28 protein-coding genes and 1 pseudogene are annotated in these 20,898 nt (G+C 65.5%); all 29 read left to right on the top strand.

The features are described from left to right. Positions 1-13: 13 nt before the first annotated feature. Positions 14-202 (top strand): hypothetical protein, encoded by a 189-nt coding sequence (locus tag ACM608_RS08170; RefSeq protein WP_419682730.1) that lies wholly within the window; start codon positions 14-16, stop codon positions 200-202. Beyond that, positions 199-690: a hypothetical protein gene (locus ACM608_RS08165; RefSeq protein ID WP_419682729.1), complete on the top strand. Its 492-nt coding sequence runs from the start codon at positions 199-201 to the stop codon at positions 688-690. The genes ACM608_RS08170 and ACM608_RS08165 overlap by 4 nt, the downstream gene beginning before the upstream one ends. Next, positions 687-929 carry a hypothetical protein gene (locus ACM608_RS08160; protein WP_419682728.1) on the top strand — a complete coding sequence of 81 codons (243 nt, stop codon included), beginning with the start codon at positions 687-689 and terminating at the stop codon, positions 927-929. The genes ACM608_RS08165 and ACM608_RS08160 overlap by 4 nt, the downstream gene beginning before the upstream one ends. Further along, positions 926-1,126 carry a hypothetical protein gene (locus tag ACM608_RS08155; RefSeq protein ID WP_419682727.1) on the top strand — a complete coding sequence of 67 codons (201 nt, stop codon included), beginning with the start codon at positions 926-928 and terminating at the stop codon, positions 1,124-1,126. The genes ACM608_RS08160 and ACM608_RS08155 overlap by 4 nt, the downstream gene beginning before the upstream one ends. Then, on the top strand, positions 1,119-2,039 hold the full coding sequence (locus ACM608_RS08150; protein WP_419682726.1) for a phage Gp37/Gp68 family protein: 921 nt from the start codon (positions 1,119-1,121) through the stop codon (positions 2,037-2,039). Before ACM608_RS08155 ends, ACM608_RS08150 begins: the two co-directional genes overlap by 8 nt. Then, a complete protein-coding gene (locus ACM608_RS08145) occupies positions 2,036-2,647 on the top strand; it encodes a hypothetical protein (protein WP_419682725.1) in 612 nt (203 codons plus the stop codon). The genes ACM608_RS08150 and ACM608_RS08145 overlap by 4 nt, the downstream gene beginning before the upstream one ends. Then, positions 2,644-5,274: a DNA methyltransferase gene (locus tag ACM608_RS08140; RefSeq protein ID WP_419682724.1), complete on the top strand. Its 2,631-nt coding sequence runs from the start codon at positions 2,644-2,646 to the stop codon at positions 5,272-5,274. The genes ACM608_RS08145 and ACM608_RS08140 overlap by 4 nt, the downstream gene beginning before the upstream one ends. Then, positions 5,271-5,561 (top strand): DUF4031 domain-containing protein, encoded by a 291-nt coding sequence (locus ACM608_RS08135; protein WP_419682723.1) that lies wholly within the window; start codon positions 5,271-5,273, stop codon positions 5,559-5,561. Before ACM608_RS08140 ends, ACM608_RS08135 begins: the two co-directional genes overlap by 4 nt. Continuing rightward, positions 5,558-5,746 carry a hypothetical protein gene (locus ACM608_RS08130; protein ID WP_419682722.1) on the top strand — a complete coding sequence of 63 codons (189 nt, stop codon included), beginning with the start codon at positions 5,558-5,560 and terminating at the stop codon, positions 5,744-5,746. The genes ACM608_RS08135 and ACM608_RS08130 overlap by 4 nt, the downstream gene beginning before the upstream one ends. After that, positions 5,743-6,207, top strand: coding sequence for a single-stranded DNA-binding protein (ssb, locus tag ACM608_RS08125; RefSeq protein ID WP_419682721.1), 465 nt, complete (start codon positions 5,743-5,745; stop codon positions 6,205-6,207). The genes ACM608_RS08130 and ssb overlap by 4 nt, the downstream gene beginning before the upstream one ends. A 76-nt stretch (positions 6,208-6,283) precedes the next feature. Next, positions 6,284-8,029, top strand: a pseudogene (locus tag ACM608_RS08120) (bifunctional DNA primase/polymerase); the annotation flags it as partial. Positions 8,030-8,150: 121 nt separating this feature from the next. Next, positions 8,151-9,101, top strand: coding sequence for a DNA primase family protein (locus tag ACM608_RS08115; protein WP_419682720.1), 951 nt, complete (start codon positions 8,151-8,153; stop codon positions 9,099-9,101). Between the two features lie 223 nt (positions 9,102-9,324). After that, positions 9,325-9,834 carry a hypothetical protein gene (locus tag ACM608_RS08110; protein ID WP_419682719.1) on the top strand — a complete coding sequence of 170 codons (510 nt, stop codon included), beginning with the start codon at positions 9,325-9,327 and terminating at the stop codon, positions 9,832-9,834. Between the two features lie 173 nt (positions 9,835-10,007). After that, on the top strand, positions 10,008-10,355 hold the full coding sequence (locus tag ACM608_RS08105) for an HNH endonuclease (protein ID WP_419682718.1): 348 nt from the start codon (positions 10,008-10,010) through the stop codon (positions 10,353-10,355). Positions 10,356-10,722: 367 nt separating this feature from the next. Continuing rightward, the gene (locus ACM608_RS08100) at positions 10,723-11,067 is read left to right on the top strand and encodes a hypothetical protein (protein WP_419682717.1); all 345 of its coding nucleotides are present in this window, start codon (positions 10,723-10,725) and stop codon (positions 11,065-11,067) included. Next, positions 11,043-12,746, top strand: a complete 1,704-nt coding sequence (locus tag ACM608_RS08095) for a terminase large subunit (protein ID WP_419682716.1) — start codon at positions 11,043-11,045, stop codon at positions 12,744-12,746. The genes ACM608_RS08100 and ACM608_RS08095 overlap by 25 nt, the downstream gene beginning before the upstream one ends. Next, positions 12,743-14,047, top strand: coding sequence for a phage portal protein (locus ACM608_RS08090; protein ID WP_419682715.1), 1,305 nt, complete (start codon positions 12,743-12,745; stop codon positions 14,045-14,047). The genes ACM608_RS08095 and ACM608_RS08090 overlap by 4 nt, the downstream gene beginning before the upstream one ends. Next, positions 14,044-14,670 (top strand): HK97 family phage prohead protease, encoded by a 627-nt coding sequence (locus ACM608_RS08085; protein WP_419682714.1) that lies wholly within the window; start codon positions 14,044-14,046, stop codon positions 14,668-14,670. The genes ACM608_RS08090 and ACM608_RS08085 overlap by 4 nt, the downstream gene beginning before the upstream one ends. 28 nt (positions 14,671-14,698) lie before the next feature. Continuing rightward, entirely contained in the window at positions 14,699-15,997 is a 1,299-nt protein-coding gene (locus tag ACM608_RS08080) for a phage major capsid protein (protein ID WP_419682713.1), read from the top strand. Positions 15,998-16,074: 77 nt separating this feature from the next. After that, on the top strand, positions 16,075-16,662 hold the full coding sequence (locus ACM608_RS08075) for a hypothetical protein (RefSeq protein WP_419682712.1): 588 nt from the start codon (positions 16,075-16,077) through the stop codon (positions 16,660-16,662). A 2-nt stretch (positions 16,663-16,664) separates the two neighbouring features. Beyond that, positions 16,665-17,240 carry a head-tail connector protein gene (locus ACM608_RS08070; protein WP_419682711.1) on the top strand — a complete coding sequence of 192 codons (576 nt, stop codon included), beginning with the start codon at positions 16,665-16,667 and terminating at the stop codon, positions 17,238-17,240. Then, positions 17,240-17,590 carry a phage head closure protein gene (locus tag ACM608_RS08065; protein ID WP_419682710.1) on the top strand — a complete coding sequence of 117 codons (351 nt, stop codon included), beginning with the start codon at positions 17,240-17,242 and terminating at the stop codon, positions 17,588-17,590. The genes ACM608_RS08070 and ACM608_RS08065 overlap by 1 nt, the downstream gene beginning before the upstream one ends. After that, positions 17,587-18,123, top strand: a complete 537-nt coding sequence (locus ACM608_RS08060) for an HK97 gp10 family phage protein (RefSeq protein ID WP_419682709.1) — start codon at positions 17,587-17,589, stop codon at positions 18,121-18,123. The genes ACM608_RS08065 and ACM608_RS08060 overlap by 4 nt, the downstream gene beginning before the upstream one ends. Next, a complete protein-coding gene (locus ACM608_RS08055; protein WP_419682708.1) occupies positions 18,120-18,527 on the top strand; it encodes a hypothetical protein in 408 nt (135 codons plus the stop codon). The genes ACM608_RS08060 and ACM608_RS08055 overlap by 4 nt, the downstream gene beginning before the upstream one ends. Positions 18,528-18,554: 27 nt before the next feature. Beyond that, the gene (locus ACM608_RS08050) at positions 18,555-18,749 is read left to right on the top strand and encodes a hypothetical protein (RefSeq protein WP_419682707.1); all 195 of its coding nucleotides are present in this window, start codon (positions 18,555-18,557) and stop codon (positions 18,747-18,749) included. Between the two features lie 76 nt (positions 18,750-18,825). After that, the gene (locus tag ACM608_RS08045) at positions 18,826-19,266 is read left to right on the top strand and encodes a hypothetical protein (RefSeq protein WP_419682706.1); all 441 of its coding nucleotides are present in this window, start codon (positions 18,826-18,828) and stop codon (positions 19,264-19,266) included. Between the two features lie 126 nt (positions 19,267-19,392). Then, a complete protein-coding gene (locus ACM608_RS08040) occupies positions 19,393-19,827 on the top strand; it encodes a hypothetical protein (RefSeq protein ID WP_419682705.1) in 435 nt (144 codons plus the stop codon). Further along, positions 19,791-20,255 (top strand): hypothetical protein, encoded by a 465-nt coding sequence (locus ACM608_RS08035; protein WP_419682704.1) that lies wholly within the window; start codon positions 19,791-19,793, stop codon positions 20,253-20,255. Before ACM608_RS08040 ends, ACM608_RS08035 begins: the two co-directional genes overlap by 37 nt. Positions 20,256-20,337: 82 nt before the next feature. Continuing rightward, positions 20,338-20,700, top strand: a complete 363-nt coding sequence (locus tag ACM608_RS08030) for a DUF6232 family protein (RefSeq protein WP_419682703.1) — start codon at positions 20,338-20,340, stop codon at positions 20,698-20,700. The last annotated feature ends 198 nt before the right edge of the window (positions 20,701-20,898 follow it).

Below are 20,898 nucleotides of genomic sequence, written 5' to 3'. Positions count from 1 at the left end.
GCAGCGCGGAGGCATGCCGGACCTGTTCCGCTGCGACGCGGAGGGCTGTGCGGTCCAGGCCGAGGCGCGCGTGGAGCGCGGGGCGGCGGGGTTCATCAAGTTCGCCTGGATGCCGGATGGCTGGATCGGGTCGAACGACGACGCGCCGGAGGTCCACCTGTGTCCGGCGCATGCATTTCAGACAGAGGAGATGGCGGCGTGAACGCGATGGAGCGCGGGTTGGCCGATGTGCCGCATGTGGACAAGGCGCCTTGGGTGCTGGCCTTCGGCAATGAGGCGGATGGCTGGGACATCGAAGGGGATGAAGACGACGACGGGGAGGCCACCGGCCTGCCCGGCGAGAGGCTGGTCAGCGACGCCCTGGGGAGCTTCGCTGGCTGCTGGGGCGACTACCATCGCGCCAGCGCGGCGAAGATCTTCAACCTTCCTGTTGATCTGATCGCTGCTCTCGACCCGCAGCGGTTTGAAGCCGATGCCGAAGATGTTGCTCTCGACGACCTTGGGACATTGATCCAAGTTATTGGCGGCTGCCGAACGCAATTCGGCTCGTGTTCGGTCGCGGACATGGCGCGGTTCACCAACCAGCATCCCACGCGGATCATCCAGGCTATGGGCAACCACCCTTGGATGTTCCTCAGCGGAGATCGGGACAACTTCGCCAAGCTCTTCATCGAGCACGAAGGCGAGTGATCAAGTTGCGCGCCAGCAAGGCCGAGCAGGCGGCGCTGCGGGCGCAAGGCGCGCGGGACGAGCGCGAGGCGGCGGTCTTCTACGTCGAGGCGGAGGCCGAGAAGCTGCGGCAGCGTGCCGACCGGCGTCCGCTCGGCAGCACGGAACATGACGAGGACACGCTGAGGATCGTGGCGCGACAGATGGATGTCGTCGCCCACGGCCTGTCGGCGCGCCTGCACCTGGGAGACGAGGCATGAGGGTTCTGGCCTTGGCCGAACGCGCGGACGAAACACCGGGCGCGCCGTGGACGCGGCGCGAGCAGGCGGTGTTGCGGAAGGTGTATCCGGTCGCGGGCATAAAGGGATGCGCGAGGTTCCTGCCCTCGCGCGGCTTGAAGGCGATCCGCCAACGCGCGGCGAAGCTGGGCATCCGGCGGGAGTTCCGCCGTGGCTGAGACCTCCACGATCGAATGGACGGATGCGACGTGGAACCCGGTAACGGGATGCTCCGTCATCTCGCCGGGATGCAAGCACTGCTACGCCATGAAGCTGGCGGGGACGCGGCTGAAGAACCATCCGTCGCGCGAGGGGCTGACGATCGACACGGCGGCGGGGCCGGTGTGGACCGGCGAGGTCCGCGTCAACGAACCGGCGATGCTGGACCCGATCCGGTGGAAGCGGCCCCGGCGCATCTTCGTCTGCGCGCATGGCGACCTTTTCCATGAGAACGTGCTCGACAGCACAATCGACCGCGTGTTCGCCGTGATGGGGGCGGCTCCGCAGCATACGTTTCAGGTGCTGACCAAGCGGGCCGAGCGAATGCGGGCGTATTTTGCGCGCGTCACCGCAGATCCAGCGGCGAACTGGCCGCTGCCGAATGTCTGGCTGGGCGTTTCGGCCGAAGATCAGGCGCGGGCGAACGAGCGAGTGCCGCAGCTGCTGGCGACCCCGGCAGCGCGGCGGTTCGTCTCGGCGGAGCCGCTGCTGGGGCCGATCAACTTGCATGACGCCATGTGGGCGGGCGATGGTGATCCGCTCGCGGACCTCACCGCGACGATCGATTGGATAATCGTCGGCGGGGAGAGTGGGCTGGGCGCACGGCCGATGCACCCGGATTGGGCGCGGTCACTGCGCGATCAGTGCGTGGCGGCGGGGGTGCCGTTCTTCTTTAAGCAGTGGGGTGCCTGGGCACCACTCCAGAAGGCGCGGCCAGCGCTTCACGGCGCCGCCGGCATGGTCGCCTGGAAAGACGGGCGGATCGGCTTCAACCTCGATGGGGGAGAGCCGGGGCAACACATGTTCATCGGCACCAAGGGGATCACCGGCCGCCTGCTCGACGGCGTGCAGCACGACGGAATGCCGGCATGATCCTGATCCCCGATCTGAAGACGGTTGTCATTCTCACACCGCGCACCGGCACTCGATCGCTTAAGCGGGCGATTGCCGAACGCTATCCAGAGTCGATGATGCTGTACCGCCATATGGAAGCGGACGGCGTGCCGCACGGCTATGATCGTTGGCGCAAGGTCGGCGTGGTCCGCAACCCGATCGACCGGCTGTGGAGCCTCTACAACTATCTCCAGCACTTCGGCATCAACTTCGCGCAGGAGCATGACACCACTTACACGGCCCGCATGCGGGCCAGCGTCGGCATGCCTTTCGAGGCATGGCTGCTCAACAACGAGGCCGTTTTCACCAGCCCTTACGACAGTGCTGGCCTGGGTCGCTTCTTTCCGGCCTACGCCTGCCGTCATCCCCTGCCGGAGAACCGGAAAAGCCAGTTTATCTACTTACGACCGGATCTCGGAACCTCGATCTACCGCTACCGTGAAATCGGTCTGCTGCACGATGAGCTTGGCGTCGATCCGGTTCACACCGAGAACGCGACGGGGCAGGACAAGGCACCGGCCCTGTCAGAGACCGCGATGGATTATGTCCGGCGCTGGTTTGCCTGGGACATGGGGGCGGCGGCATGAGGCATGTCTCCGCCTCCCATCTGGCGTCAACCGCAATGCCCGCCGACTATCTCGACTTTGTCCGGGCGAAGGTGGCGGCGGCGCCGGTATTCGGCGTGCCGGTCGATCCGGCTGATATCTCACCCATCCTGATCCGGCATCAGCCCGCGATCGTCCGATGGGCGGTCGAGGGAGGCCGGCGGGCGATCTTCGCCAAGTTCGGGCTGGGCAAGTCCGTCATGCAGCTGGAATGTGTCCGCCTGTCGCGCCGGCATCATGGCGGGCGCGGGTTGATCGTCGCGCCGTTGGGCGTCCGGTTGGAGTTCATGCGGGACGCGGCGATGCTGGACATCGACCTGCGCTTCGTGCGCAGCTCGGCCGAGGTCTCGTTGACCGATCCGGCCTGGGGTGGCCTCTACCTCACGAACTATGAATCGGTTCGGGACGGGAAGCTCGACCCGAAGCTGTTCACTGTCGCGTCGCTCGACGAGGCGGATTGCCTGCGCGGTTTTGGCGGATCGAAGACCTTCCGCGAGTTCATGAAGCTGTTCGACGGCATGCCGTCGAAGTTCGTGGCGACGGCCACCCCCTCCCCCAACGAATATATCGAGATCCTCGCCTATGCCGCGTTCTTGGAAGTCATGGACGTCGGGCAGGCCAAGACCCGGTTCTTCAAGCGCAACAGCGAGAAGGCCGATCAGCTGACCATCGATCCGCACAAAGAGGCCGAGTTCTGGCTGTGGGTGAATAGCTGGTCGTGCTTCGTCCAGCGCCCATCCGACCTCGGCTTTTCCGACGAAGGATACGATTTGCCGCCGCTGGACGTGCGGTGGCATGAGGTCGCGTCCGACCACAGGGCGGCGGGCGAGGAGAAGAGCGGCCAAGGGCGGCTGCTGAAGGCCGACGCGATCGGGATCGTCGAGGCGTCACGCGAGAAGCGCGACAGCCTGGACGCGCGCATGGCGAAGATGATGGCGCTGAGGGCGGAGGACCCGGCCGCACACCGCCTGCTCTGGCACGATCTGGAGCGCGAGCGCGAGGCGATCGAGGCGGCCATCCCCGGTGTCGCCAGCATCTACGGCAGTCTCGACCTCGATACGCGCGAGCGACGCATCGCCGCCTTCTCCAATGGCGAAATTCCGGAACTGGCGGCGAAGCCGGTGCTGGCGGGCGCGGGGTGCAATTTTCAGCGGCATTGCGCCTGGGCGATCTTCCTCGGCATCGGGTTCAAGTTCCGGGACTTCATCCAGGCGATCCACCGCATCCAGCGGTTCCTGCAGACGAAGACCGTGCGCATCGACCTGATCTTCACCGAAGCCGAGCGGGCGGTGCGGCGCGAACTGGAGCGAAAGTGGAAGGACCATGACGCTCAGGCCGAGCGCATGTCCGACATCATCCGCGAGTTCGGCCTCGGCCTGCCGGGTGCCGCCGACACGCTGATCCGCACGATCCGCGACGGCACGGCGGCCACAGTCGAGAGCGGTGACGGCTGGCGTGTGGTGAACGACGATACCGTGCTGGAGACGCGGCGGATGGCCACCGACAGCGTCGGCCTGATCGTCACGTCGATCCCGTTTTCGACCCAGTACGAATATACCCCGTCGTATAACGATTTCGGTCACACCGACGACAACGCCCACTTTTTCCGTCAGCTGGATTATCTGACGCCCGAGCTGCTCCGCGTACTGCGGCCCGGCCGGGTGGCGGCGATCCACGTCAAGGATCGCATTCGGCCGGGGGGGATGGATGGCCTCGGCTTCCAGACGGTCGACCCGTTCCATGCGCAGTGCATCGAGCACTACAAGGCGCACGGCTTCGCCTATCTCGGCATGCACACCGTCGTCACCGACGTGGTGCGGGAGAACAACCAGACCTACCGGCTCGGCTGGTCCGAACAGTGCAAGGACGGGACGCGGCAGGGCTGCGGCATGCCGGAATACGTCCTGCTGTTCCGCAAGCCGCAGACGGACCGGTCGCGCGGCTATGCCGACGAGCCGGTGCTGAAGCCGAAGCCGCTTTGTTGGACCGAGGACGGTGCCCAGGTCGAGTGGGATGACGATCTGTCCATGGTAATCGGCAGCGGCTATTCCCGCGCACGGTGGCAGATCGACGCGGCGGCGTATTGGCGATCGTCGGGCGACCGGCTGCTGACGATCGAGGATCTGGCGGGTATTCCGCACGACGCAATCTATCGGCTGTTCCGCGCCCATAACTGGGCGACGCTCTACGACTATGAAGCGCATGTCCGCCTGACGGAGGAGATGGAGGCGCGGCACGCGCTGCCCACCGACTTCGCGCTGATGCCGGTGACCAGCTGGCATGACGACGTGTGGACCGACGTCGCGCGGATGCGGACGCTGAACGGGGATCAGGCGGCGAAGGGGCGCGAGATGCACCTGTGCCCCCTGCAGTTCGATATCGTTGACCGGATCATCCGCATGCGCAGCGCGCCCGGCGACCTGGTCTATGATCCGTTTGGCGGGCTGATGACGGTGCCGCTGCGGGCGGTGAAGATGGGCCGGCGAGGCGCCGCGGCTGAACTGAACCCCGGATATTTCGCCGATGGCGTCAAGCACCTGCGGGAGTGCGATGCGGGCCGCGCAACGGCGAGCCTGTTTGATTTGCTCGACATGGGAGAGGCGGCGTGAGCGTCTATGTCGACGGCGAGCGGAACCGCTTCGGCCGAATGATCATGTGCCACATGTTCGCCGATACTGCGGCCGAGCTGCATGCTGCCGCCCAAGCAATCGGGATGCGGCGAGAATGGTATCAGCCGTCCAGCTTCCCTCATTACGACCTGTCGCTGACACGCCGCGCCATGGCTGTGAAGAACGGCGCGATCGAGGTCGACCGCAGGCGCGGATACGACGTGCGCAAATTAGTCCGCGAGCGGATCATCGCAGATGCCGCCTTTGCTTCCGAGTGGCGGCCATGAAGCCGACCCGCTGCGCGTGCGGGCGCGTGCCCGGCGTCCGCTGTGCGCGGGTGGCGGAGGATATAGTCGAGACCTGGGTGCAGTGCCCCGGATGCGCGGCAACCGGCGATCGGATCGAAGACGCGTACCGGGATGACGCGACGGCGATCGCCGACTGGAACAGCAATGGGGGGATCAAGCGGTGAGCAGTCTGAACAAGGTGCAGCTGATCGGCAATCTGGGGCGCGACCCTGAGAGCCGGACCTTTTCGAGCGGTGGCAAGGTCGTCGAGATGAGGATCGCCACGGCCGAGCGCTGGACCGATCGCCAGTCTGGCGAGCGGCGCGAGCGAACCGAATGGCACTCCGTCAAGGTCTTCAGTGAGGGCCTGTGCGGCGTCGCCGAGCGCTACCTCCGCAAGGGCAGCAAGGTCTATGTCGAGGGCAAGCTGACCACGCGGAAGTGGCAGGACCAGCAGGGGCAGGATCGCTACAGCACCGAGGTCCACCTGCAGGGCTATGACGCCAAGCTGATCCTGCTCGACCATCGCGCAGGCGAGGGCAGCAGCGATGGCGCGGGCGCTTCCGGCGGCGGAACGCCGCATGGCGCAACGGGTGGCGCACGGCCCGCATTCGACAGCGATCTGGATGATGACGTTCCGTTCTAGCGGCCGCGCCGCGCCCTCCCCGTCATCCCCGCTCTGAAGGTTCGATCCGTTGTCTGTCGCACCGCTCCCGTCGCCCATGTGTTCGGCGGCGCTCCAATATGCACGCCGGGGCTGGCCGGTGTTCCCGTGCCGCGCGCGGCCGGAGACGATCACCGTTCAGACGAAAGACGGTCCCAAGGAACGGCTCTACAAGGAGAAGTCGCCGCATATCGGCAAGGGTCTGAATGCCGGCACGACCGACGAACGGCAGATCATCGAATGGTGGCGGCGCTGGCCCGACGCGATCATCGGCCTGCCGATCGGCGAGATCGGATGGTTCGCGCTCGATTTCGATCCCCGCGTCGAAGAGGAAGTCGACGAGGAGACCGGCGAGGTCACCCGGCGCGAGTGGACGCTGGAGCAGCTGAAAGCCGAAACCGAGGACCAGATCGGCGCTACCCTGCCGTCCAGCCTGGCGGTGCGGACGCCGTCGGGCGGCGTCCACGTCTATTACCAGCAGCCGCGCGAAGGCGACCTGATCCGCAACCGGGGCAACCTGCCCCTCCATGTCGATGTGCGCGGCCGGGGCGGCTATGTCTGCCTGCCGCCGAGCAAGATCATCGAGGGCGATAATCCGGGCGAGTACCGGTGGCTGCACGGGCGGCATGATACCAAGCCGGTCGATGCCCCGGCCGCGCTGATCACGACGCTGCGCGCGCCCAAGGCTCGCACCCCAAAAAACGTCGGCGGCGACCAGCCGCCGTCCGCATCCCCTCTGCCTCGGCGGCGCGCTCTGGAACCCTCCCTCCCCTCCACGGCCGAGGGCGATCCGGCGCACGCTTCCAGACGGAAGTATGCACTTTCCGCCTTGGACGATGAATGCCGCCGTCTGGCGCAGACGCCGAAAGGCGGACGGAACAACCAGGCGAACGCGTCGGCCTTCGCGATGGGGCAGCTGGTCGGCGCGGGCATACTCGGCGAGGACGTGGCGCGCCTGATGTTGCGCCAAGCGGTCAACGCGTTCGATGACCCGGCCTACCATCATCCGGCGATCGACAACGGTCTTGCCGCTGGTGCCGAGAATCCACGCAAGCTCGACGGGATCGGCCGCGACCTGATCGACGACGAAGATCGTCGCCGACGATCGCGCGAGCGCGCCGCAGCCCTCTCCGCCACATCGCCCCCCGCCCCCGATGGCGACGGCGAAGGCTGGCAATCCTTCCGGTCGGAAGCGGGCGGACGTTCCCTCAGGCCACGGGGTGAAGGGGAGATCGATCGGCGGCTGGGCCGGTTTCCGATGACCGATCTGGGGAATGCCGAGCGGTTCCGCGAGCGGTTCGGGCAAGACTTCCGCTGGTCCCCCGCGCTCGGCTGGCTCGGCTGGGATGGCCGGCGCTGGGCGATCCTCGAACAGGACGACAAGTCGGTTCCAGCCGCCGTGCTCGACGCGGTGTTCCAGACGGTGCGGTCGATCCAGAACGAGGGTGCCGCGATCGAAGCATCGGGCATCGATCCCGACGACGACTACACGGCCGATCTGCGCCCAAGGGACGTGAAGGAAGGTGGCCTCGACCGCTTCATCCTGAAGGCCAACGGCAAGATCGATAGTCTGCTATCCGACAAGCTGCGCGGCTGGGGACGCACGTCAGAGGCGTCTGGCAAGCTGCAGGCCATCGCCGGCCTCGCGCGCCCGTGGCTAGCCGTCAGGGCGGACCAGTTCGACGCGGACCCGCTCGCGGTCAACTGCCTGAACGGGACGCTGCGATTCGCGCGGGAGAAGGTTGATGGCAAGTGGCGGGCGAGCTGGCGCTTCGATCCGCACGATCGCGCCGACCTGATATCGAAGCTGGCGCCGGTTATCTTCGACCGCGACGCGCTCTGCCCGATCTACGACGCGACGATGGCCTGGGCGCAGAAGAAGCCGGCCGTGCGCCGGTATCTCCACCAATGGGGCGGCCTGTTCGATGACGGGCAATATCGGCGAGCAGATCCTGCATTTCTGGTACGGCCTCGGCGGCAACGGCAAGTCCACGATCATGGACGCGTGGTGCCACCCGCTCGGCGACTATGCGTCGACGGTGCCGATCGAGACTTTCCTCGACCAGGGCGTGAAGCGGCGGGGCGATCAGGCGTCGCCCGACCTCGCGCGGCTGGGCGGGGTGCGGCTGCTGCGCACGTCGGAACCGGAGCGCGGGGGCAAGATCGCCTCGGCGCTGATCAAGCTCGTCACCGGCGGCGAGCCGTTCCCGGTGCGGTTCCTCAATCGCGGGTTCTTCGACCTTCTGCCGATCTTCAAGATGACGATCCAGGGCAACCATCGGCTGGAAATCCCCGATACCGACAACGGCATCTGGCGGCGCATGAAGCTGATCGACTGGCCGGAGAACATCAACGCCGAGCCGCCAAACGCGGACGGCAGCCCGCGCAAGGACGAGAACCTTGCGGAGAAGCTGAAGGCGGAGGCGTCGGGCATCTTCAACCGGCTGGTCGACGGGGTGCTCGACTGGCTGGAAAACGGCCTTGTCGAGCCGGACAGCGTGCGTGAGGCGACGATGGAGTACCGGGAGGAGAGCGACCCGCTCGGCCGGTTCCTGAAGCTCTGTACGCGCATGGCCCCGGATGGGCGTGTGCAGTCATCCAAGCTGCACGAGCTGTTCGTCGCATGGTGCAAGGCGGCCGGCGAGAAGGAGTGGACCCAGAAGGGCTTCTCCAAGGCGATGGCCGACAAGGGGTTCAAGAAAAAGGCGTCTGACGGGATGCAATGGCTCGGCATCGAGGCCGTGCGCGAGGTGTCCGACTTCGTCGATCGCGACGGCAATCCGCTGCCCTTCAGCGTCGAGGATGCGCCCGATCAGGCGCGCGATCCGCCGCCTCCCCGCACCCCTCCACGATGGGAGGAAGACGACATGCCATGAGCCGATCCTTCCGGGTGGAAGGGTGCGGAAGGGTGCGCCGGAACCGTAAGGGGTTGAGGGGAAAGGGTTCGTAAGGATCGGAAGCGTTTTTCGACATCGCCTTGCACATATGCCTGCGCGCACATGCACAGGCGCACATGAAGAACGATAACGTAAATCCTTCCAACCCTTCCGATCCTTCCGAGTGAATAGGTTAAGTCATTGATCCTTTGGAGTATTGGGGATGAACCGGGTGGAAGGGACAGCGGCGGGACCGGAAGGATGCGGCAATGGCCCGGAAGGGACCGTGCCTTGGACCTTCGCCAGCGTCGAAGAGCGGCTGATCGAAGCGTGGGGGTTCCTGCGGCGGATGCCTGACCGCGAGGCAGGCTGGCTGCGCACCTCCACCATGTCGCTGTGGCGGCAGTCGGTCAGCGACCGGAGCGAGCGCTGGCTCGACCGCGACGAGGATCGGCCGGTGCGCGTCGGGCTGCGCACGGCCGAGGTCGAGCGGATGACGGAGGCGCTTCAGTGGGTGGAGCGCTGGGGCCGTCCGGTCGACATGCCGGTGCTGGCCGAGGCGATCGCGTTCCAGGCGGAGGAGCGTGATCGCCCCGACTGGTTCGTGATCTGGGAGCGCGTGAACAACGGTTCGTCGCCTGACGCCCTCCGCAAGCGCTACGATCGGGCGATTTCCGGTTTCGCCATTCGGCTTAACCGGTTGATTTCCGGAGTGACCGGGGCGTCAAGGTGAACAATCTTCCGCGCCTCAAATTTAGTTTGTCCGTGGTCACCCCCCTCTTGGTGTATCTCCCCGATAGTCTGGCGACGCGTATGCATCGTCCGGCCTTCTCCCCGAAACTGGCCCGCATCGGCTCCGCCCTTGGAAGTGGGGCGGCGCTGATGCGGGCCGTTGTTGGACGCTCCATGGCGCGGCTCTCCACGCTCAAAGGCCGGATCGGGACGCTGCCCGGTGCGGTGGGCTGGATGCCGAAGGATGCGCGGGAGCGGGACCGGTTCCGCGACGCTCAGCCATGGCGCAAGTGGTACAAGACGGCGCGGTGGCGGGCGCTGCGGATCGCGACGTTCGTGCGCGACGCGTTCACCTGCCAGATGTGCGGGCGGGTCGCGCCGGCGGGCGAGCTGACGGCGGATCATCGGCGGCCGCATCGGGGCGATGAAGCGCTGTTCTGGGATGCGGACAACGTCGAGACGCTGTGCACCTCGCCTTGTCATGTGAAGCACAAGCAGCGCCTCGAACAGGGGCAGTGGTGATGATCATGTGGCGGCAACCTGTCGTCGAGGGTTCCGACGGCGTGATCGTGCGGGCGGGCCTGTCGGACTGGCGGCACCTATGGGTCAGGCTGCCCGACGGGCGATGGCGTAAGCAGGCGGCGGGTTCCTTCGCCTACTGTGTCCGGGCGCGGCGCTCGCCTCCCAACCCGTCCCGGCATCGGTAGGGGGGGCGGGTCAAAAGTCGAAGGGGCGCCGTCGTCTAGGACCGCTCCCGATACCATACGGGGATTTTATTTTGGCTGATTGGGATTTGGACCTGCTTGGTGATCCGATCCCGGAGGGGCTTGGGCGTCGCGGGCGACCGCCTCACCTGCCGACTGCTGAAAACCGACGTAAAGTCATGGTGTTGGCGGCGTTCGACAAGAACGAGGAGCAGATCGCGGCGGCGCTGAGCATCTCGGCGCCTACCCTGCGGAAGCATTATTTTCGCGAGCTGCGCTCGCGACTTGAGGCGCGCCAGCGGCTTGAGGGCAAGCTACTAACCGCCCTGTTGGCGGAGGTCGACAAGGGCAACGTCTCCGCGATCGACAAAGTGTTCAAGCGGCTGGACCGTCATGACCTGGCTGCGGGCTATGTCGGCAAGCCGAAGGCGGCGAAACCGCCGAAGCTCGGCAAGAAGGAACAGGCGGTCGTCGATGCGGCCGCCGCGACGAAGGAAGATGGCGAATGGGGCTCTCTGCTGAGGCATTGAGCTGGCGCTTCGCGTGTCCCGATTGGGAAGAGCGGCTGCGCGACGGCCGTTCGCTGATCCCCGATGACCTTCCGCTGAACTGGGACGAGGCGAACCGCGCCGTCGCCATCTTCAACAAGCTGCGCCTCCCCGACGTGCCAGGCCAGCCGATGATGGCCGAGGCGGCAGGGGAATGGGCGCGGGACATCGTGCGGGCCATCTTCGGATCGCTCGACGAAGAGGGCGTGCGGTGGATACGCGAAGTCTTCGAGCTGGTGCCGAAGAAAAACGCCAAGACGACAAACGGCGCGGCGATCATGATGGTCGCGCTGCTGATGAACGAGCGCCCCAGGGCCGAGTTCGTGCTGATCGGGCCGACACAGGAAATCGCCGACACGGCTTTCCAGCAGGCGTCCGGCATGATCGACGCGGACCCGTTCCTGAAACAACGCTTCCACGTGCAGGAGCACGTCAAGACGATCTTCGACCGGCTCACCAAGGCCAAGCTGAAGATCAAGACGTTCGACATGAAGGTCGCGACCGGATCGAAGCCGGTTGGCATCCTGATTGACGAGCTTCACCTGATGGGCAGCATCGCCGGGGCGGCTCGCGTGATAGGTCAGCTGCGCGGCGGCATGATCGCGAACCCGGAAGCGTTCCTGATCATCATCACGACGCAATCGGACGAGATCCCTGCTGGCGTCTTCAAGGCCGAACTGGATTACGCGCGCGGCGTCCGCGACGGCAGGATCGTCGAAGACGTCCACATGCTGCCGATGCTCTACGAGTTCTCCGAGGCTGTGCAGACGAGCGGCGCGTGGAAGAACACGAAACTGTGGCAGATGGTGCTGCCGAACCTCGGCCGCTCGATCACGATCGAACGGCTGGTCTCCGAGTATCGGACAGCCTGTGAGAAGGGCGACGAGGAAGAGCGGCGCTGGGCATCGCAGCATCTGAACATCCAGATCGGACTGGCGCTGCAGACCGACCGGTGGCGCGGCGCCGACTATTGGGAGTCCTCCGTCGAGCCGGGTATTGCGACACTGGCGGCGCTGCTCGCCCGCTGCGACGTCGCGGTCGTCGGCATCGACGGCGGCGGCCTCGACGATCTTCTCGGCCTGGGCGTGGTCGGTCGCGACAAGCAGTCGCGCGCATGGCTGGGCTGGGGACATGCTTGGGCGCAGAGCGATGTGCTGGAGCGGCGAAAAGACATCGCCGACCGCCTCCGCGACTTCGCGGCGGCCGGCGAGCTGACGATCTGCGAGGAGCCGACACAGGATATCCGCGAGCTGGCGGACATCGTTCAAGAGGTCAGGGATGCAGGCCTGTTGCCGGAAGAGTTCGGCGTGGGCTTGGACCCGATCGGCGTTGCCGCGCTGCTCGACGAACTCGCCACACGCGGGATCGACGGCAAGCAGGTGGTGGCGGTTACCCAAGGCTTTCGTCTTTCCCCCGCCGTGTGGGGCGCGGAGCGGAAGCTGAAGGACGGAACACTGAGGCATGCCGGACAAGCGTTGCTGGCGTGGTGCGTCGGAAACGCGAAAGCCGAACAACGGGGAAATGCGGTGCTGATCACCAAGCAGGCGGCAGGAAAGGCAAAGATCGACCCGCTGGTCGCGTTCTTCAACGCCGTGCAGCTGATGAGCCGCAATCCAGAGGCGGCGGGGTCGGTCGATGACCTGATTGCGAGTTACGCGTGACGGAGCGGCGGACCTTTACCATCGAATACGCAAGCGGCGTGGACGTCGCCGAGCGCATGATGGCGGAGCAAAAAGGCATCACCGTCAGTGGATGGGTCCATGGGGCCTCGGCGACGGCAAATCGCGATGACTTCGCTACGAACCGCGTGACCGTTGGGCATTTCCGAGACACCTTGTCGGCGGCGGAAGGCAACGCGGAGGGCCTGTCAGCCGCCGGGGCGTGCGTATCGTTCTGGGCGGGGAACATCGCAGGCTTGCCGCTCCACGTCCTTCAGGCTCGCGGCGGTGTCGATGTACCGTTTCCGGAGCACCCGCTTTACTGGTTGCTGCACGACTCGCCGAACTACGATCAATCCAGCTTCGACTTCTGGGAACAGATGACCGAGAGCTTGGAGTGGCGTGGAAACGCATACGCCCAGATGGGGCGGACCGACGCGGGGTTCCTGACGTCGCTTACGCCGGTTTCACCCTGCGGCATGCGCGTCAGCCGTGGCAGCGATGGCGATCTGGTCTACGAGTGGAACGACGGCGGGCGGCAGACCGCTCGCTCGCGTGACATGCTTCATATCCGAGGTCGCGGCGGAAACGCGCTTGGAGGCGCGTCAACGCTCGCGACGTACCGTCGGGCACTGTCTCTTGCTCTGGTAACTGAGGGTTCGGCGGACGCAATCTTCCGGAACAGCGCTCGGCCCAGCGGCACGCTGACGACCGACACTAAAATGAATTTCGAGCAGCTGGGCGAGTTCGAGGAGCGTCTGGCGACGAAATGGCAAGGCGCCAATAACGCCGGGCGGCCCATGGTACTGCACAGCGGTCTCAAGTGGGATAAGGTCACGATCGACCCGGTGGACGCGGAAATGCTGGAGAGCCGCCGGCTGAGCATGGAAATCGTGTGCCAGATCTTCGAGTGCGATCCCCATCTCGTAGGGATCACCTCGGGCAACACCCAGTTGGGCAGCAGCATCAGCGACCAGACACTGAGCCTGGTTAAATTCAAGATGCACAAGCGCCTGAAGCGGATCGAAAAGGCGCTTGAGAAACAACTGCTGACCCGTGCCGACCGTCAACGCGGTGTCAAAATCAGGTTCAACCTGGAAGGGTTTTTGCGCGCGGACAGTCTTGGGCGGGCGCAATACTACAACCTCATGAAGCAGTTCATGACCACGAACGAAATTCGGGCCTTGGAAGGCCTGCCACCAGTGCCCGGCGGTGATGAAATCTACCGTCAAGTTCAGGACCAGCCGCTCGGTGCACGCGGGATCGGTGACAATGGCGGACCGCCCTTGGAGGAAAACGCATGAGCGAACTCGGCTTCAACTTCGAGATCAAGGCGATCGACGAAGCTGGATATATCTCGGGCATTGCGGCGGGCATCGGCAACGTCGACCATGGCGGCGACATGATCATGCCGGGCGTGATGACGAAGGCGGTCGCCGGGCGTGCGTCGATCCCCATGCTGCTGTTTCATGACCAGAAGCGCCCGGTTGGGGCCTGGGCCAAGTTCGGCGAACGCGACAACGGTTTTGAGGTTGAGGGGCGCTTCGCCATGAAGGCCGCAGCCGGCCAAGAGGCGCATGCGCTGGCGGAAGCTGGCGCGCTGCCAGGCCTTTCGATCGGCTACCGAACCGTGCGACATCGCTTCGAAGGCAAAGTCCGACAGTTGCAGGATCTGCTGCTGCATGAGGTTTCGCTCGTGCCCGTCGGCATGAACGACCGTGCGGTCGTAACCCAGATCAAGTCCATTCTGGACGGCGGAGAGATGCCGACCGTCCGCCAGTTCGAGGAGTTCCTGCGGGATGCAGGAGGCTTCTCCAAGAGCCTTGCCGCCGCAATCGCGGCTAAGGCGACGCCGCATCTTCGGGGGGAGCCCGAGGCGAAGGCGAATGACGAGCTGAGCCAGCTCATCCGTGGACTGACTGGCTGATCCTTCCTCTCTGCCGAAAGGGCAAGACATGCGTAACATGATGATGGCGGGTGGCGCGATGGCGCTGCTCGGCGGGATGACTGCTGCCGAACGCTCCAAGGGCCGCTTCATGCGCGCGCCGGATGGGCATTTCCCTTCGTTCGAAGGCAAGTCGGCGACGGAAATCGGCACGGACCTCAAGAAGTATTTCGACACCGCGCTCAGCGACGTTCGGAAGGTGGCCGAGGCGGCCGACAAGGAAGTCAAGCGCCTGGGTGACGTCAGCGGCGAGACCAAGGAGGCGGCCGACAAGGCGCTCACGGCGGTGAACGTCGTTGGGGAGATCAAGACCCGTCTGGAGGAGCTGGAACAGAAGGCGGATCGCCCGATCGGCCGAGGCTCGCTCGACATGGACAGCTGGGGCAAGCAGCTGGCCGAACATGACGACGTGAAGGCACTTGCGCGCAAGGAGCGTCCTTCCGCGCGCATCGAACTCAAGGCGATCACGACTGCCTCCGGATCGGCGAGTGGCCTGATCTGGCGTGAGCGCGAGATGGAGCCGGTGAAGATGCCGACCCGCCCCGATCTTGTCGTTCGCGACCTGCTGACCGCGGTGCCGATCACGACCGGAACGGTCGAGTATGCGAAGCAGACGGTCCGCACCAACAATGCCGCGCCGGTCGCGGAGGGAGTGACCAAGCCCTATTCGAACTACGGCTGGGACAAGGCAACGGCGAACGTCAAGACGATCGCCCATCTTGCCAAGCTGACGCGGCAGGCCATCGACGATGCGCCGCGCCTGCAGGGCGAAGTCGACAGCGAGATGCGGTACGGTCTCGCCCTCGCCGAGGATGCGCAGATCCTGAATGGTGACGGCACGGGTGAAAACCTGCTTGGCCTGATGCCCCAGGCGACTGCCTATGCGGCACCCAGCGGCGTGACGATCACGAACGCCACGCGTATCGACAAGCTGCGGTTGGCGCTTCTGCAGGCGAGCCTGGGCCTCTACCCGTCCGACGCGATCGTAACCAGCGAAACGGACTGGGCGGTGATCGAGCTGACCAAGGACTCTGCTGGCGGCTACATCTTCGCCAATCCGCTCCAGATGGCGGGGCCGACGCTGTGGGGCAAGCGTGTCGTCGCGACCAACTCTATGACGATCGGCAGCTTCCTTGTCGGCGCGTTCAAGATGGCCGCGACGCTCTATGATCGCCTCTCCGTCGAAGTCCTCATCTCCTCCGAGAATGCGGACGACTTCGAGAAGAACCTGCTGACCATGCGTGCCGAAGAGCGGATCGCGTTGGCCGTGAAGCGTGCGGCCGCGCTGATCAAGGGCACCTACGCCTGATCCGAGCCGAAAGCAGCGGAAAGGACAGCATTGGCGGGCAGGCGTTCGCGTCTGCCCGCTTTTACCGGAGACCGACCATGAAAATCTACAAGGTGCTCGAAGCCCATCAGGGCGACAAAGCCTATCTGCCGAACGATCCCAATACGGGCACTCGCATCGCCGATCCCAACGAGGTGCTGCATCTGGTGAAGCTCGGTCTTCTGGAAGAGCTCGGCGATGCACCGGATGAAGCTACGGCTGGCGACAGCAACGCCGATGCTGTGGACCTCCTTGCGGACGTTGCTGCCCTCACCCGCGACCTCGAACTGGCGCGCACTGTCATCATCGAGCGTGATGCGCAGATCGAAAGGCTGCATGCGGAGCGAGATACTGGCAGCGCCACGTTGCAGGAGGCTCTCGCACAGGGGGATGAGCTGCGTTCGCAGATTGGCGTTCTGACGACCGAGCGAGACGAAGCCCGTGCGGAGATCACGCGGCTCAGCGCTCACCATGCCGAACCGGATTACGAGCGCGATGACCTCGGCAAGTTGGACATCCGCAAGGCATCGACCACACGCGACCAGCTTCTCGTCATCGCCGCCTATGAGAAGGCTGAGGTGGCGGAGGACGAGCCGAGCAAAGCCGACCTGATCAAGGCGATCGAGGCGAAGCGGAAGGCGGCCTGATCATGCGCGTCGTCGTCGTCACCCCGCCTGAAGACTTCTCTGTCGTCACGATGGAGCGGGCGAAGGCGCATCTGAACCGCGAGGGTGTGGATGGCGACGACGCGCTGATTGCGGCGATGATCGCGGGGGCGGTCGCGAGCGTGGACGGGCCGAGCGGGTGGCTGGGGCGGTCGCTTGGGCGGCAGCAGCTGGAGGCGCGGTTCGACGGGTTCGATTGCGGCTCTCTCCGCCTGCCCTATGGGCCGGTGCGGCAGATCGTGTCGGTGTCCTATATCGACGGCAATGGCGTCGCCCAGACGATCGCTGCGGATCAGTACGAGCTGCTCGGCCCCTCGCTGATGCCGGTATTCGGCGCGGCCTGGCCGGTGCCGCGCTGGCAGCGAGAGAGCGTGCGGGTGCGGTACTGGGCTGGGTATGACGAGGAGATGCCGGTGCCCGCCAATGCGGTGTCGGCGATCCTGCTGATGATCGGCGACCTGTTCAAGCATCGCGAGACGACGACCGTGTCGCAGATCGCCCAGACGCCGATGTCGGCCAGCGTCGAGCTGCTGCTGCAGCCGTTGCGGGTCTACGCCTAATGGGCGTGATCGAAGCCGGCACGCTGAACCGCCGGGTGCGGATCGAGCGGAAGGTCTCTGCCTCCGGCTTCATGAGCGCGGGCAAGGAGACCTGGGAGCCGGTCGCGACGGTGCGGGCGAGCGTGCAGGACATGCTGCCCAGCCGGGCCGAGCGGATCGCCGAGGGCGTCAACATCGCGGCGCGGCCGGCGCGCATTCGCATGTGGTATCGCGACGATGTGACGGCCGACATGCGGATCGTCATCGGCGAGAGGATCCTGCAGATCGTCGCCGGCCCGGCCGAGCTGGGCAACCGCGAGGGGATCGAGATCGTCGCGGAGGACTATTCGACCAGCGGCGGGGTGGCGTGAGCGTCCGCGAGCGCGGACGCGCGTCGATGGATGCGGCGCTGAAGGCGCTGCCCGGCCGACTGGCGGCGAACGTGCTTCGCGGCGGGCTGCGCGTGGGGGCGAAGGTAATCGCGGATCGTGCCGGTGAGCTGACGCATGACCGGGAGCTTGCCGCGACGTCGATCAAGGTCAGCACCAGCACGCGGGGCGGCGTCGTCACCGCCAAGGTGCAAATCAAGGGGCCGCATGCTTATCGCGGCCCGTGGGGCGAGTTCGGAACCGATCCGCACTTCATCGCCGTCGCCGACGAGCAGCGGCAGGGCATGACGGTGCGGCGGATCAACGACCAGGAGAAGAAGGGCGTGCTGGTGATCGGGGGAAACTTCATCGCCGGCACCGTCCATCATCCCGGCGCACGCCCCTACCCCTTCCTGCGGCCCGCATTCGACGAGAAGCAGGACGAGGCGCTCGCGGCAGCCGGGCAGTATGTCCATGCGCGGATCGCAAAGGGCGACATCAACACGCCGTATCGGGCGACGGCAGACGACGAATGAGCGGCGGGGCGATCATGGGCGCGCTGCTGACCGCGCACGCGCCGCTGACCGCGATCGTGCCGATGGACGGCATCCGGATGGATGTGCTGCCGTCGGGCTGGCCGCTGCCGGGGATCACGGTCGGCGAGGTCAGCGGGAACGACCGGCAGAAGCTGTGCAACGGCATCGGCGGCACGCGGGTGACGGACCGGGTGCAGGTGACCGTGCATGCGCGTGACGTAGAGCAGCGTGCCGCGCTGATCCTGCTGGTGCGCGCGGCCGGGCGCGGCCGCATCGGGTCGATCGCGGGGCTGACGGGCGTGTCGGTGCTGGTCGGCGCGAAGGGGCCGACGTTCCGCGACGATGCGGCAACGATCTTCATGCAGAGCCAGGACTTCATGGTCTCGTACATCGAGGCGGCCTGACCTGCGTTTTCCAAGCAGGAGACGACTATGACGAAGAAGGCGTTCGACGCCATCGCGGCGCGCGATTTCAGCCATGCCGAAACGCAATATGCCAAGGGCGAGGTCATCCTCGGCATGGCGCCCAATCAGTTCGAAGATTGGGAAGGGGTCGGTCTGGTGAAGGCCGCGACGCCCGAGGATGTCGCCAAGGCGAAGAAGGCGGGCGAGCAGCCGGAAGGCTGATCCCCGTCCAACAGGTTCCCCGCCGGGGAAAGCGCGCCCGCTGCTTCAGCGGGCTTTTTTTGTAGAGGAGAACACCATGTCGCAGACCGCGAATGGGGCGACGCTTTCCGTTTCGGCGGCGCTCCCGGCTGCTCATACCGAAGCCGGCTTCACCGCGCTGACCTTCACCGAGGTTGGCGAGATCGAATCGATCGGCACCATCGGCGCCACGACCAACAAGGTTGAGTTTCAGCCGCTCAAAGGTCCGAAGCAGAAGATGAAGGGGTCCAGCGACTTCGGATCGCTGTCTCCATCCATGGCCTATGTGAAGGCTGACGCCGGTCAGACAATCCTTGAGGCGAACGCCACGGCGAACGTCAATCTCGCTTTCAAGGTGACCTACCAGAACGGCGATATCCGTTACTTCGCCGGACAGGTGTTCGGCTGGCCGGAGAATATCGGCAATGCCGACAGCGTCGTGATGATCAACCCGACGATCGAGATCAACACGACGATCATCAAGAAGAACGCGGCCTAAGCGGCCGCGCCTGAGCGCTCTTCCCTCCCATTCCGGCGATCACGCCGGTTCACAGGCATCGGCCCGCCCCGCTTCGCGCTGGGTCGGGGCGGGTCGGTGCACCCAACCCAGCGAAAGGTTTGATCCATGTTCGATATCACCACCCTTGCCGTCGCCGACACGTCGTTTCTTCATCTGCGCGGGCCGGACAACAAGCCGCTGTTCATCGGTGAAGGCGACGCCAAGCGGAAGGTCGGCGTCACCCTGTTCTCGCCCGGCACCGAGCAGTTCCAGGAGGCGACGACGGAGCGCCAGAAGAAGGCCACGGACCGCACCTTCGCGCGCGCCAAGGGCGACGGCGGCGAACTGACCACGGCCGAGCGCGTCGCGGAGCGCGCGGCGTTCCTCGCCCGGTGCACAGCGGGCTTTGTCAATTTCGCCTATCCGCCCGCGTCGGACCGGAGCGGCACGGCCCTTGCTGAAGCCGTGTATGCCAATCCCAAGATCGGCTTTATCGCCGACCAGGTGGAGCGCCATTTGGGGGAGTGGAGCAATTTCAAGCCGGAGCCGAGCGCGAGCTGACGCTGCACGTCCGGCAGATCGCGTGGCTGGGGACGGCACCCCGGCCACGCGAGACCGGGCGTAAGAACGCGCCCAAGCCTGAAAAGCGGGAGACCAGGGCGGAAGAGATGAAGCGGCAGGGCATCGAGCGGAAGCTGCCGCCAGTCCGCTTGCCGCACTTGATCGAGCACTTGATGGAAGTCGGGCCGGTGGAGATCACCGGCATGGATCGCGCGGCGATCAGCTGGCGGGAGCTTGAGGCCTGGGGTCGCGAGACGGCGATCCGCCTGCGGCCGTGGGAGAAGCGCCTGCTGCGCCGCCTGTCCGCCGCCTATCTGGCGGAGAGCCGGGCCGCCGAAGACCCGCATCGCGGCGCGCCGTGGAGCGGGCCGAAGACGGACAAGGACCGGCACGCCGAGGACGCGGCGTTGCGGAGCCTGTTGGGATAGGGTTGAGAGGTGCGATCCCTTGCGGCACATAGCCCCGAAAGGGGAATGGCTTGTGAGCGAACCTATCTACCAGAGCGGCAAGGTGACGATCGACCGCGATTTCGCGCGGTTTGGCAGCAAGTCCTTCGCGATCAATAAGATCAACACAGTCGATGTGCGAGAGAAGAAGTTGCGGGGCAAGGGCGCCGCAATCGCCGTCGGCGTGGTGGCAGCTGTCCTCCTGCTCGCTGCCTATTCAGGGCAGGGCGAGGGTTTCGGTGTGTTCGGCGCTATCGCGGCGATCGTCGCGGTGCTGATGTACCGTCGGCGTGACATCTACGAATACGGCCTGATCCTCGTGTCGAGCAGTTCTGAGGAGCAATTGCTTACGACACGGGATCGCGATGAAATCGACACGTTGCGTGCGGCTGTTGAGAAAGCGATGGTCGGACGCGGCAGGCAGTGATTTCGCTCACCGCATTTCTATTGGTTGCGGCTCTGCCCGACGGTCCGTTTGCTTGCCCGCATCCGTATGTTCATGATGGTGACTATATCCGGTGCAAAGGTGGGCCGAAGATGCGCTTGAGCGCGATCGATGCGCCCGACTTCACCGGCAGTCCGCGATGTAGACCGTTCCCCAAACACGGCGCGGTCTGCAACAACG

Source organism: Sphingomonas sp. ID0503 (assembly GCF_048565625.1).
Lineage (GTDB): Bacteria > Pseudomonadota > Alphaproteobacteria > Sphingomonadales > Sphingomonadaceae > JBLZUR01.
This window is presented reverse-complemented; position numbering and strand designations above follow the sequence as displayed.